11 protein-coding genes are annotated in these 12,748 nt (G+C 66.9%); 8 read left to right on the top strand and 3 right to left on the bottom strand.

The features are described 5' to 3' along the window. Nucleotides 1–106: 106 nt before the first annotated feature. On the bottom strand, nt 107–1,105 hold the full coding sequence (locus ILT43_RS17575) for a LacI family DNA-binding transcriptional regulator (RefSeq protein ID WP_204200289.1): 999 nt from the start codon (nt 1,103–1,105) through the stop codon (nt 107–109). 125 nt (nt 1,106–1,230) lie between these two features. Here ILT43_RS17575 and ILT43_RS17580 point away from each other — a divergent pair, with 125 nt between their 5' ends. The 8 genes from ILT43_RS17580 to ILT43_RS17615 all read left to right on the top strand — a co-directional run bounded on the left by ILT43_RS17580 (nt 1,231) and on the right by ILT43_RS17615 (nt 9,265). After that, nucleotides 1,231–2,490 carry an MFS transporter gene (locus ILT43_RS17580; RefSeq protein ID WP_204200290.1) on the top strand — a complete coding sequence of 420 codons (1,260 nt, stop codon included), beginning with the start codon at nt 1,231–1,233 and terminating at the stop codon, nt 2,488–2,490. After that, nucleotides 2,487–3,569 carry a sugar phosphate isomerase/epimerase family protein gene (locus tag ILT43_RS17585; RefSeq protein WP_204200291.1) on the top strand — a complete coding sequence of 361 codons (1,083 nt, stop codon included), beginning with the start codon at nt 2,487–2,489 and terminating at the stop codon, nt 3,567–3,569. The genes ILT43_RS17580 and ILT43_RS17585 overlap by 4 nt, the downstream gene beginning before the upstream one ends. Before the next feature lie 34 nt (nt 3,570–3,603). Beyond that, complete coding sequence (locus ILT43_RS17590) at nt 3,604–4,725, top strand: Gfo/Idh/MocA family protein (RefSeq protein WP_239475028.1); 1,122 nt, start codon at nt 3,604–3,606, stop codon at nt 4,723–4,725. Beyond that, entirely contained in the window at nt 4,722–5,111 is a 390-nt protein-coding gene (locus ILT43_RS17595) for a c-type cytochrome (RefSeq protein ID WP_204200293.1), read from the top strand. The genes ILT43_RS17590 and ILT43_RS17595 overlap by 4 nt, the downstream gene beginning before the upstream one ends. A 28-nt stretch (nt 5,112–5,139) precedes the next feature. Then, nucleotides 5,140–6,051: a hydroxypyruvate isomerase family protein gene (locus tag ILT43_RS17600; RefSeq protein ID WP_204200294.1), complete on the top strand. Its 912-nt coding sequence runs from the start codon at nt 5,140–5,142 to the stop codon at nt 6,049–6,051. A 94-nt stretch (nt 6,052–6,145) separates the two neighbouring features. After that, the gene (locus tag ILT43_RS17605) at nt 6,146–6,715 is read left to right on the top strand and encodes a gluconate 2-dehydrogenase subunit 3 family protein (protein WP_204200295.1); all 570 of its coding nucleotides are present in this window, start codon (nt 6,146–6,148) and stop codon (nt 6,713–6,715) included. After that, a complete protein-coding gene (locus ILT43_RS17610) occupies nt 6,712–7,557 on the top strand; it encodes a sugar phosphate isomerase/epimerase family protein (RefSeq protein ID WP_204200296.1) in 846 nt (281 codons plus the stop codon). Before ILT43_RS17605 ends, ILT43_RS17610 begins: the two co-directional genes overlap by 4 nt. A 34-nt stretch (nt 7,558–7,591) precedes the next feature. Then, nucleotides 7,592–9,265: a GMC family oxidoreductase gene (locus tag ILT43_RS17615; protein WP_204200297.1), complete on the top strand. Its 1,674-nt coding sequence runs from the start codon at nt 7,592–7,594 to the stop codon at nt 9,263–9,265. A gap of 217 nt (nt 9,266–9,482) precedes the next feature. Here the strand turns inward: ILT43_RS17615 and ILT43_RS17620 are convergent, their stop codons facing one another. Both ILT43_RS17620 and ILT43_RS17625 read right to left on the bottom strand, forming a co-directional pair. After that, on the bottom strand, nt 9,483–11,804 hold the full coding sequence (locus ILT43_RS17620; protein ID WP_204200298.1) for a GH92 family glycosyl hydrolase: 2,322 nt from the start codon (nt 11,802–11,804) through the stop codon (nt 9,483–9,485). Between the two features lie 25 nt (nt 11,805–11,829). Then, complete coding sequence (locus ILT43_RS17625; protein WP_204200299.1) at nt 11,830–12,729, bottom strand: ROK family protein; 900 nt, start codon at nt 12,727–12,729, stop codon at nt 11,830–11,832. Nucleotides 12,730–12,748: the final 19 nt, after the last annotated feature.

Below are 12,748 nucleotides of genomic sequence, written 5' to 3' on the forward strand. Positions count from 1 at the left end.
AAGCACCGCTAATATGACCATGCTTCACGCTCCCCGACGACAAACCCGCCCGCATGCTATGATGTGGTGACGCCTGCCGCAACGACCGGCGCGGTCCGGCCGTTTCCTATCGCACCCGCGCGGTGCTGTTCCGGACGACGAGTTCGTGGCGTAGTGTCACCTGCCGTACCGGGCTTTCGACGTCGCGCAGGATGTCGACGAGCAGGTCGACGGCGCGGCGGCCGATCATCGCCTTGGGCTGCGCGATCGTCGTCAATGCGGGCTGGAAGAAGCGGGCGAGCGGCAGGTCGTCGAAACCGATGACGGATATGTCCTGAGGGCAGGACAGACCCGCCTGCGCGATCGCGCTGATCGCGCCCATCGCCATTTCGTCGCTGAAGCAGAAGATCGCGGTGACGTTTCTCGCGATCAGCGCGCTGGCCTGATCGAAGGCGGACTGCGCCGAGTAATCGCCGGCGCGGACGAGCAGGCGCTGGCGCAGGCCGTGGCGGTCGGCCGCGGTCATCGCGCCGGCAAGGCGGTCGCGGCTGATCGGGCTGATCGCCGGGCCGGCGATGACGCCGATGTCGCGGTGGCCGAGCGCGATCAGGTGTTCGACCGCGTCGATGCTGGCCGCCGCATTGTCGATGTGGACGCTGGGGACGCCGATGTCCGGGCTGTATTCGCAACCGTTGACGATCGGCGCGGCGGCGCCCTGCGCGGCGAGCAGCGGCTTCAGACTGTCGGGCAGGCGGTGGCCGAGGAAGATCAGGCCGTCGACCTCGCGGCGCGACAGCATGTCGGCATATTGGTCCTCGACCTCCGGATCGTGGCGAGTGTCGCCGACGACGATCGCGTAGCCGGCGTCGCGCGCCGATTCCTCCGCGCCGCGGATGATGCTGGCGAAGAACGGATTGGAGATGTCGGGCACGGTCAGCAGGATCTTGGCGGCGCGCAGCGTGCGCAGCGTGCGGGCGGCGACGTTGGGCGAATAGCCGAGAGACTGCACGACCTGAAGTACGCGCAGGCGCGTCTGCTCGGCCACGCGCTGGGGCTGGCTCAACACCCGCGAGACGGTCGCGGTGGAGACACCCGCCATCGCGGCGACGTCGATGATCGTCGGCATTCCAACGTCATGGGGCCGGCCGGACGGCCTGTCGAGCCCGCATGATGTAATCCTTTACATCGCTTTACGATCTGCCTAGCCTGTTGTCCGACAAGCAGCAAAGCTGCGTGGGGAGGGTATGGCGAATGGCCACTGCGGACGCCGTGTTGACGGCGGGTGATCGGAACGGCGGCATGCTGACCGCACGCCTTAGTGCGTTGATGTTCATGCAATTCTTCGTCTGGGGTGCCGGGGCCGTCACGCTGGGCCTGGTGATGCAGACGGTCGGCATCGGCAACCTGATCGGCAACGCCTTCTCGGTCGGGCCGATCGCATCGATCGCGGGATCGTTCCTGCTGGGCATGGCCGCGGCGCGCTACGTCAGCCCGAAGATGCTGATGGTGATCCTGCACCTGCTCGGCGGCGTGCTGCTGTTCATCCTGCCGACCCTGCTGACGCCGGAAACCGGATCGACCTTCGTCTGGCTGCTGCTCGGCTATATGATGCTGTACATGCCGACGGTCGGCCTCGCGAACACGATCGCGCTGAAGAGCTTCGGCGACCGCACCGACAATTTCCCTTTCGTGCGCGCATTCGGAACGCTGGGCTGGATCACCGCCGGCCTCATCATCGGCTGGGCCGGACTGTCCGCCAGCCCGCAGATCTTCCGCGTCGCCGCGGTCGTGTCGATCGCGCTCGGCTTCTACAGCCTGACGCTGCCGAACGTGGAGGCCGACAAGCCGAGCGACGAGGGTATCGTCCGGCAGGTGCTGTGCGTCGAGGCATTCGGCCTGCTGCAACAGCGGTCGTTCCTGATCTTCATCCTCTGCGCGACGCTGATCTCGATCCCGCTGGCGATGTATTACGCCTATGCGTCGCCGTTCGTCGGCGCGGCGGGGATCACCAATGTCGGCGGCACGCTGGCGATCGGGCAGATGTCCGAACTGGTGTTCATGTTCTCGATGCCGTGGCTGTACCGCCGGTTCGGAGTGAAGCCGCTGCTGCTGGTCGGGATGCTCGCCTGGGCGTTGCGTTATGCGCTGTTCGCGATCGGCGATGGCGGCGGGTCGCTGTGGGCGGTGTATCTGGGCGTGGCGCTGCACGGCGTGTGCTACGACTTCTTCTTCGTCGCGGGCGCGATCTACACCGGCACGATTGCGACGCCGAAGGGCGTCAACGCGCAGGCGCAGGGGATGCTGACGCTGTTCACCTACGGCGTCGGGATGCTGCTGGGCTCGCAGATCGGCGCGTTCCTGTATTCGCAGCTTCCGGCCAATCCGACGATCGCCGACTGGCACCAGATGTGGTGGTATCCTGCTATCGCCGCGGCGCTGATCGCGATCCTGTTCCAACTGACGTTCCGCGACAACAGCAGGGGTGACCACCGCATGGGAGCGACGGCATGACGGCGATGAAGGGACCCGCGATCTTCCTGGCGCAGTTCCAAGGCGACACCGCACCGTTCGACACGCTCGACGGGCTGGCCGAATGGGCCGCCGGACTGGGCTATGTCGGGGTGCAGATTCCCTGCAATTCGCGGCTGATCGACCTTAAGACGGCGGCCGAAAGCAAGGAGTACTGCCAGGACCTGCAAGGCCGGCTGGCGCGGCACGGTATCGAGGTGACCGAGCTGTCGACGCACCTTCAGGGTCAGCTTGTGGCGGTGCATCCGGCGTACGACACGCTGTTCGACGGCTTCGCGCCGCCCGAAGTGCATGGCAAGCCCGCCGAACGTCAAATCTGGGCGGTCGAGCAGGTGAAGATGGCGGCGCGGGCCAGCGCCAATCTGGGGTTGAAGGCGCATGCGACCTTCTCCGGCGCGCTGGCATGGCCCTATGTCTACCCGTGGCCGCAGCGGCCGGCCGGGCTGGTCGAGGAAGCGTTCGCCGAACTGGCGCGGCGGTGGCTGCCGATCCTCGACGTGTTCGAGGAATCGGGCGTCGATTGCGCGTTCGAGGTGCATGCCGGCGAGGACCTGCATGACGGAGCGTCGTGGGAGCGGTTCCTGACCGCGGTGGGCGAGCATCCGCGCGCACGGCTGCTGTTCGATCCGTCGCATTACGTGCTGCAACAGCTCGACTATCTCGACTTCATCGATCGCTATCACGACCGCATCTCGTGCTTCCACGTCAAGGATGCGGAGTTCAACCCGACCGGGCGCTCTGGAGTCTACGGCGGGTATCAGGACTGGGTCGATCGCGCCGGCCGGTTCCGGTCGCTGGGCGACGGTCAGGTCGACTTCTCGTCGATCTTCAGCAAGCTGGCGCAATATGGCTATACCGGCTGGGCCGTGCTGGAATGGGAGTGTGCGCTGAAGCGGTCCGAGGACGGCGCGCGCGAGGGTGCGCCCTTCATCCGCGATCACATCATTCACCTGACCGACCACGCGTTCGATGATTTCGCCAAGAGCGGCGTTGATCGCGATGCGATCCGCGCGATCATGGGGCTCCCCGCCGCCGGATCGGACGCGGGGCAGGGGAACTAGGCGCGTGGCGGCGGTGCAACCTCTACGGCTGGGCATGGTCGGCGGTGGCGAAGGCGCGTTCATCGGCGCGATCCACCGCATGGCGGCGGCGCTGGACGGCGACTGGCGCCTGACAGCGGGTGCATTCAGCACCGACGCCGGGCGCAACGCGCGTACTGGCGAGCTGCTGGGGCTGGACGCGGCGCGCGTGTACGACACGCTCGACGCGCTGGTCGCGGGCGAGGCTGCGTTGCCGGAAGGGGAGCGCATCGACGCGGTCGCGGTGGTCACGCCCAATTACCTGCACGCGCCAATGGCGATCGCGGCGCTGAACGCCGGCTTCCACGTGTTCTGCGAAAAGCCGATGGCGATGAACGTCGCGGAGGCGGTGGCGATCGCGGATGCGGCGAAGGCGAGCGGGCGGCATTTCGGGCTGGCCTTCACATACAGCGCCTATCTGCTGGTCGAGGAGGCGCGGCTGCGCGTCGAGCGTGGCGATCTGGGCGCGATCCGGCTGGTGCAGGTCGAATATTTGCAAGGCTGGCTCAGCCTGCCGATCGACACCGGCGGCAACAAGCAGGCGGAGTGGCGCACCGATCCGGCGCGCGCCGGCATGGGCGGCTGTCTGGGTGATATCGGCACGCACGCGTTCCAGTTGGCGGAGCATGTCAGCGGGCTGCGCGTGGCGTCGGTCTCCGCCGATTTGTCGACGCATGTCGCGGGACGCCGGCTGGATGACGATGTCAGCGCGCTGCTGCGCTTCGACACCGATGCGCGGGGCATGCTGAAGGCGAGCCAGGTTGCGGCGGGCGAGGAAAACGGCCTGAAGCTGCGCGTCTATGGCGAGCGCGGCGGGCTGGAATGGGCGCAGATGGAGCCCAACACGCTGACGCTGCGCTGGCTGGATCGCCCGACCGAGGTCGTGCGGGCCGGCGGACCCGGGCTGGACCCGCGCAGTGTCGCGCTGGGGCGGACGCCGGCGGGGCATCCGGAGGGGTATATCGAGGCATTCGCCAACCTTTACCGTGCGTTCGCGGCGACGATCCGCGGGGATGCAAATCGTTGGTATCCGGGCATTTCGGACGGTTTGCGTACGATGCGGTTCATCGAAGCCATGATAACGAACGCATCGTCCGACCAGAAATGGACGATGGTCGATTCGGGAGAGAGTGCATGAAGCTGTTCATCGGTATGGCCGCGGCGGCGGCTGCTGCTTTCGCGGTGCTGGGGCTGTCGGAGCCCACGACGGCGCAGACCGCGCCCGCGGCATCGCCCCCGCAGTTCGCCGCGTGCAAGGCCTGCCACACGGTCAACAAGGGCGGCCGGAACGGCATCGGCCCCAATCTGTACGGCGTCGTCGGGCGTCCGGCCGCATCGGCAGCGGGGTTCAACTATTCGCCCGCGCTGAAGGCGTCGAAGCTGAAGTGGGACGAGAAGACGCTGAGCGAGTATCTCGCCGCGCCGCAGAAGAAGGTGCCCGGCACGCGCATGCCGATCGCCACGCCCGATCCGGCGAAGCGCGCCGCGATCATCGCCTATCTGAAGGCGGAAGGGTCCAAGTGATCCACACGCCGCTCCCTCGGTTTTCGGCATGACCGTTTCGCGCCGCGCGATGCTGGCCGTGGGGGCCGCGGCGTCGGTCATTCCCGGGCTCGTCGCGGCGCAGCGGCGTGGGTCGAATGCGGCGCGGTTCGCGCTGAAATACGCGCCGCACGAGGGCAGCTTCGCCAGCCGTGGTGGCCGGATCGAGCAGATCGCCTACGCCGCCGACCAGGGCTTCACCGCCTGGGAGGATAACGAGGCCGCCGGCCGCACCGTCGCCGAGCAGGAGCAGATGGCGAAGGCGCTGCAACAGCGCGGGATGACGATGGGCGTATTCGTCGCCAGCATGCCCAGATGGTCGCAGTCGCGGCCGGTGCTGGGCGGCAACGACGAGGCGGAGCGGGAGGGTTTTCTGGCCGATGTCCGCCAATCGCTGGATGTCGCCAAGCGGCTGAACGCGTCGCGGATGACGGTGGTGACCGGATTCCTCGACCCGAAGATCCCGGTCGAGATCCAGACCGCGCGGGTTATCGACGTGATGCGGCGCGCGGGCGACATCGTCGCGCCATCGGGCGCGGCGCTGGTGATGGAGCCGCTGAACACGCGGACCAATCATCCGGGCGTGTACATGCAGTCGTTCGCGGCGGGATTCGCGATCGCGCGGGGCGTCAACAGCCCGGCGGTGAAGATCCTGGCGGATCTGTATCACGAGCAGATCCAGTCGGGGAATTTGATCCCCTCGCTTCAGACCTGCTGGAGCGAGATCGGCTATATCCAGTTCGGCGACAATCCGGGCCGCAAGGAGCCGACGTCGGGGGAGATCAACTACCGCAACATCGTCACCTGGTTGAAGGCGAAGCGGTATGACGGCGTGATCGGCATGGAACATGGCAATTCTCTGGCCGGCCGGGCTGGCGAGGATCGCCTGATCGCGGCCTATCACGAAATCGATCAAGCGTGACGACCGCGTTGATAACCATCTATAGTTTCCGCAACATCTGGGTACGCCCGCACGCCGAGGTACCGGCCGCGCAGGGCATGGGAGGATATGGCCAATGATCGATCGCAGAACCGCCCTGGCAGGAGCCGTGGCGATGTTCGGCTCCGCACTGTTCGCGCCGATCGCCCGCGCCGCGGGCGCGTCGCTGGTGGCGAAGATGCCCGTCATCAACGACGGACCGCCGACCACCGCGATCTTCACCGCGCCGCAACGCGCGCTGATGACGGCGCTGAGCGAGCGGGTGATGCCGACCACCGACACGCCGGGCGCGATCACCGCGGGCGTACCGGCGTTCATCGAGAAGCTGCTGGCGGACTGGGCCTCGCCCAACGACAAGGTGCCGATCGTCGCCGGCCTCGACGCGATCGAAGCGCGCAGCATGAAGGACTACAAGGTCTCCGGATCGAAGGCGACGCCGGCGCAGCAGGATGCGCTGCTGACGCTGGCGATGAACGATCAGATCCCCGGTGGCGCCAATTTCTTCGAACCGTTCCGCCAGCTGGTGATCGTCGGTTACTTCACGTCGGAAGTCGGCATCACGCAGGAGCGCGAGTATCTGCCGGTGCCGGGCGAATATAACGGTGAGTTCCTCTACTCCAAGGTCAACAAGGTGTATTCCTCATGATCGTCTCCCGTCGACATCTGCTGGCGGGCGCAGGCGGTGTCGCCGCCCTCGCGCTCACCGATCTGGGGATCGCGCCGGCCTTCGCCGCGCAGCTCAAGGCGATCGGCATCCAGCTCTATACCGTCCGCGAACTGTTCCAGAAGGACCCGGTCGCCACATTGGAGGCGATCGCGAAGATCGGGTACCGCGAGGTCGAATATGGCGGTGGTGGCTACGACACGATGGACCACGCGATGCTGCGCCGGACCACGGACCGGCTCGGGCTGAAGGCACCGTCCGCGCATATCAGTTACGACGCGCTGCTGCGGCGTTTCGACCAGTCGGTGACGATGGCGAAGACGCTGGGCGCGACGACGGTCGTCCTGCCGTACATGACCGACGAGCATCGTACCGAGGCGGGCTGGAACGCGGCGCTGCCGAACATCAACCGCTTCGCCGCGGACCTGAAGAAGGCGGGGCTGGGCTTCGCCTATCACAACCACGACTTCGAGTTCACGATCAAGCCGGGTGGCGTCAGCCTGTACGACCGGTTGCTCAAGGAAACCGATCCGGCGCTCGTGAAGCTGGAACTGGACCTGTACTGGGCGGTGCATGCGGGCGAGGACCCGAAGGCGCTGATCGAGCGGCTCGGGTCGCGGCTCTACGCGTACCACGTCAAGGACATGCGCCCCGACCGCAGCATGACCGCGGTGGGACAGGGGACGATCGACTTCGCGTCGCTGTTCAAGCTGAAGGCCGGAGCGGGCGTCCGCCATTTTTACGTCGAGAACGACGAGGCGCCAGCGCCGTATCTTCCCGACATCACCACCAGCTACCGGACGCTGCGCGCACTGCGTTTCTGAGCAGCGATTCTGAACGATACGGGGAGAGGATATTATGGCTTCCACGAACAGGTTCGACGCGATCGTCATCGGATCGGGCGTCAGCGGCGGTTTCGCCGCGAAGGAATTGACGGAAAAGGGCCTGCGCGTCCTGATGCTGGACCGCGGCGTGATGGTCGAGCACCAGGAGGGCTATACCTACGACGGCAAGCCCGCCTACGAAGTGCCGGCGCGCAACATGATGCCGCAGTCGCTGATGCAGAGTAATTACTTCATCGCCAAGCACGGCTACGTCGCGCCGAGCAACCAGAAGTTCTACAACGACGACAAGGCCAATCCGTACGATTACGACGAAGGCAGCCCGTTCTACTGGATCCGTCCGGGTGCGGTCGGCGGCAAGTCGCTGATCTGGGGTCGCTGGAGCTTCCGCTGGGCGCCGGAGGATTTCGAGGCGAACAAGCGCGACGGGATCGATGGCGTCTGGCCCATCGGCTATGACGATGTCGCGCCGTGGTACAGCTACATCGAGAAATACATCGGCGTGTCGGGATCGCGCGAGAACCTGCCGTACCTCCCCGACAGCGACTTCCAGCCGCCGATGCCGATGAACATCGCCGAGAAGTGGGTGAAGCAGCGGCTGGAGGCGAAGTTCCCCGGTCGCAAGCTGATCAACACGCGCCTGTCGAACATGACGCAGGACAAGCCGGACCAGAACCGGACCAAGTGCCAGTTTCGCAACCAGTGCAGCAACGGCTGCTCGTTCGGCGCGTATTTCTCGACGCAGGCGGTGACGCTGCCGGCGGCGCGGGCGACGGGCAAGCTGACGCTGCGGTCCGACGCGGTCGTCACGAACCTGGAATATGATGCCGCGCGCAAGAAGGTGACAGGCGTCCGTTACGTCGATGCAAAGACCGGGCAGGCGCAGGTCGTGAATGCCGATCTGGTGTTCCTGTGCGCGTCCGCGATGGCCTCGACGCAGATCCTGATGAACTCCCGCGCGCCGGGCAGCGACAAGAGCTATTTCGACAATAGCGGCACGCTGGGCCGGTACGTGATGGACCACATCTTTCGCGTCGGTGTGCGCGGCGACATCCCGGGCATGGAAGACTATATCGAATATGGCCGTCGCCCCGGCGGAGTCTACGTCCCCAGATTCCGTAACATCGGCGGCGAAGAGGGTGTCGGCTTCAAGCGCGGCTACGGCTATCAGGGCAGCGCGCGGCGCGAGCCGGCGAAGCCGGTTGGCTTCGGTGCTTCGATGAAGGAAGGCATGCGCAAGTATGGCGGCTGGAAGTTCGACATGGGCGCATTCGGCGAATGCCTGCCCTATGCCGACAACCGCGTGTCGCTGAACGCCAGCAAGCTCGACCGGTTCGGGATGCCGGTGATGCGGTTCGACGTGACGTTCCGCGACAACGAGCTGAAGATGATGAAGGACGCGCGTCAGCAGGGTGAGATGATGCTGCGCGAGGCGGGCCTGCTGAACGTCTCCAGTTCGGAAAGCGAGCATGTTCCGGGTGACGCCATCCACGAGATGGGCGGCGCGCGCATGGGCGCAGACCCGCGCAAGTCGGTCTTGAACGGCTGGAGCCAGGCGCACGATGCGTCGAACCTGTACGTCACGGACGGCGCGCAGATGGCGTCGGTGTCGTGCGTGAACCCGTCGCTGACCTTCATGGCGCTGACCGCGCGTGCCGCGGATCATGCTGTGAAGGCGATGCGGGCCTGACCGGGTGGGGGGCTTCGTTCGCCGGCGGTGTGCCGGTGGCAAGCCCCCCTCGTCCTCAGCGGGCCGAGGCTTGGCTGGCCTCTGATTCGCTACCACCCCGGCGAAGGCCGGGGTCCAGTCTCGGCACAGGCAGTGAGTCTCACCGCATTCGTGGCAACTGGACCCCGGCCTTCGGCGGGGTGGGTAAGAAATATAGTGCTGAGGTCCTCGTCGCCGCCTATCGCGCCGTCGACATCGAGTACGGCCGCGCCTTCGCGTCGCTGCCCCAGACCTTGTTCGGCGTGCTGGCCATCGTGAACCGCAACGTGCCGCCGGCTCGGATGTCCTCGTCGCGGATCACGCTGCGGGTCAGGGGACGGTCGTTGAGCGTCACCGAAGCGACGTAGCGATTCGCGTCCGACAGGCCGTCCGCGACGATCGCGAACTGCTTGCCGTTGGGCAGGCGCAGCGTCGCGCGGTCGACGAAGGGGCGGCCGATGACATACTCGTTCGATCCCGGCGCGACGGGGTAGAAGCCGAGCGACGTAAACACCAGCCACGCCGACATCTGGCCGAGATCGTCGTTGCCCGACAGCCCGTCCGGCGTCGCCTTGTACTGCGACTCGACGATCTGCGCCAACCGCTCCTGCGTGCGCCACGGCGCGCCGGCGAAGTTGTACATATAGGCGACGTGATGGCTCGGCTCGTTGCCGTGGATATACTGGCCGATCAGGCCGGCGATGTCCTCGGCGTGGCTGTAGTCGAGCTTCGAGTTGTCGTAATCGAACATCTCGTCGAGCTTGGCTATCGTCTTGCGGTCGCCGCCGAGTAGGCGGATCAGCCCGGCCTGATCCTGTGGCATGAACCAGCTATATTGCCACGCATTGCCCTCGGTATAGTCGGACCCGTAGTTGATCGCGGTCGGATCGAACGGCACGCGGAAGCTGCCGTCGCTCTTGCGGGCGCGGAGCCAGCCGGTCTTGGCGTCGAAGCTGTTGCGCCAGTTGCCCGCCCGCTTGTCGAACCGGGCGGCGACATCGGTACGGCCCATCGCGCGCGCCATGCGGGCGATCGTCCAGTCGTCATAGGCGTATTCGACCGTCTTCGACGCCGCTTCCGGCTCCTTGTCGATCGGCACGTAGCCGCGCGCGATATACTCGCCGAGACCGCCATAGGCCTTGGCGTCGGCGCTCGCGACCATCGCGTCGAGCGCGGCGTTGGCGTCGAAGCCGCGCAGGCCCTTCATGTACGCGTCGGCGATGACGGGTACGGCGTGGTAGCCGATCATCGTCCACGTCTCGCGCCCCGCGAACTGCCAGACGGGCAGGATACCGTCGGGGCTGTAGCGCTGGCTGTCGACCAGCGAGCGGACGACATCGGTGGTAGTGCGCTCGGGCTGGATCAGCGTCAGCAGCGGATGTTCGGCGCGGAACGTGTCCCACAGCGAAAAGGTGGAGCGGACCGTGTAACCGTCCGCGACATGCACCTGATCGTCGGGACCGCGCCAGCGCCCATCGGCGTCGCTCCAGACGCTGGGCGCGAGCAGGCTGTGGTAGAGCGCGGTCGCGACGATGCGCTTCATTGGCGCCGCCGCCTTGATCGCGACCGCGCCCAGCGCGTCGTCCCACGCGCTGCGGGCGCGGGCGAAGACGGCGTCGAAATCGCCGGTTTCGGCGGCGAGGTTGGCGACGGCGCCCGCCTCGTCGACGCCGGACAGTGCGACCTTCACCTCCAGCGGGCGGTCGAGCTTGCCGAAGTCGAGCCGTGCTTCGAGCGCCTTGCCGAGCTTTTCCGCCAGCGCATCGCTGCCGCGACCGGGGCCCTGGAAGCCGCGATAGGGCACGTCCTTGTCGCGATCGACCAGCGCGTGGCCGGTCAGCGGCGCGGAGAATCGCATCGCGAAGAACAGCTTGCGGCCGGGAGCCCAGCCGCGTGTCTCGCGAAAGCCGGTCAGGATGCCGTCGGGGCGCAGGTGCAGCCCGGACCACAGGATCTTGCCCGGATAATTGTACAGCGACGAGCGCAGGTCGACGACCAGATGCGCCGCGCGGCCCTTGGGGAAAGCGTAGCGGTGGACTCCGCCCCGCGTGCCGGCGGTCATCTCCGCACGCACGCCGGGACCGTCGAGCGTGACGGCGTAATAGCCCGGCCGAGCCGTCTCGGTCGCGTGCGCGAACTTCGACCGATAGCCGGGCGCGGCGGGGGTGCCGGGGTCCATCGGCACCGTATCGCCCGAGACCGGCATGACGAGGACGTCGCCGAGATCGGAATGGCCCGCGCCGGAGAAATGCGTGTGGCTGAACCCCTCGATCGTGGGATCGTCGTAGCGATAGCCAGCGGCGTGGCCGTAACAGTCGCGGATCTGGCAACCGGTGTCGGTGTCCGGCGACAATTGCACCATCCCGAACGGTGCGACCGCGCCGGGAAAGGTGTGACCCTCTCCTCCGGTGCCGATGAACGGATCGACCGCGTCGGACGGGCGGACCGCGTCCTGCGCGGCGAGCGGAGATGTCAGGATCAGCGCGGCGGTCAGGCCGAGGCGGTGCAGCTTGGATGCCATAGTCGGACCTTTCCGGATGGGGATGTCAGAGCGCGTTGGCGGCGAGGACGATCGAGCCGAGCGGCCCCGCCAGATCGCCCAACGCCGGCGCGGTGATGAAGGGGCGGGTGTCGGGCAGATCCATGTAGCCGCCCAGACTGCGCTCCAGCGCCGCCTCGATTCGCGGCAGCAGATGCGGCTGGCGGTTGAGCACGCCGCCGCCGATCGCGATGCGCAGGGGGCCGGTGGTGGCGACGAGCGAATGACACATCGCCGCCAGCGTCGCGACGACCGGGTCCCAGACCGGATCGTCCGCCGCCACGTCGGCGACCGCGCGACCTTTGAGCCGCACGACCAGCGCGCTGCCCGATGCCAGACCCTCGACGCAATCGTCGTGGTAGATGCAGGCGCTGGCGACACTATCGTCCGGCAGGCGCGGCACCCGGATATGGCCGATCTCGCTATGGCCGATGCCGCGCGTGGGTTTGCCGTGGACGATCAGGCCGACGCCGACGCCGGTGCCGACCGTGACATAGGCGAAGTCGTGCAAGCCCTGCGCGCAGCCCCAGCGCATCTCCGCCAGCGCGGCGCCGTTGACATCCGTGTCGAATCCGACCGGTCGATCGACGGCGGCGGCGATCGGCCCGACGATATCGGTGTCGCGCCAGCCGGGCTTGTTCGTCGCCAGGATATGTCCGTAGCGGTGATCGGCGTGGTCGAGGCAGACCGGCCCGAACGACGCGATCCCGACCGCAGCGAAGCCATGCGCCGCATCCCAGTCGCGCAACGTCGTCAGGATCGCTGCGAGCGTCTCGGCCGGCAGCGTGGTCGGAATGGTTCGCTGATCGACGATCTCGCCGGGACCGTGCGCCAGCGTACAGACGCATTTGGTGCCGCCGAGCTCGATGCCCGCAAATGGGTGGCGATGCTGCGTGTCTGGACCCAAGCGTCCTGTCCCCTTACGT

The organism is Sphingomonas longa (assembly GCF_016892685.1).
In the GTDB taxonomy this organism is placed as follows: Bacteria; Pseudomonadota; Alphaproteobacteria; order Sphingomonadales; family Sphingomonadaceae; genus Sphingomonas; species Sphingomonas longa.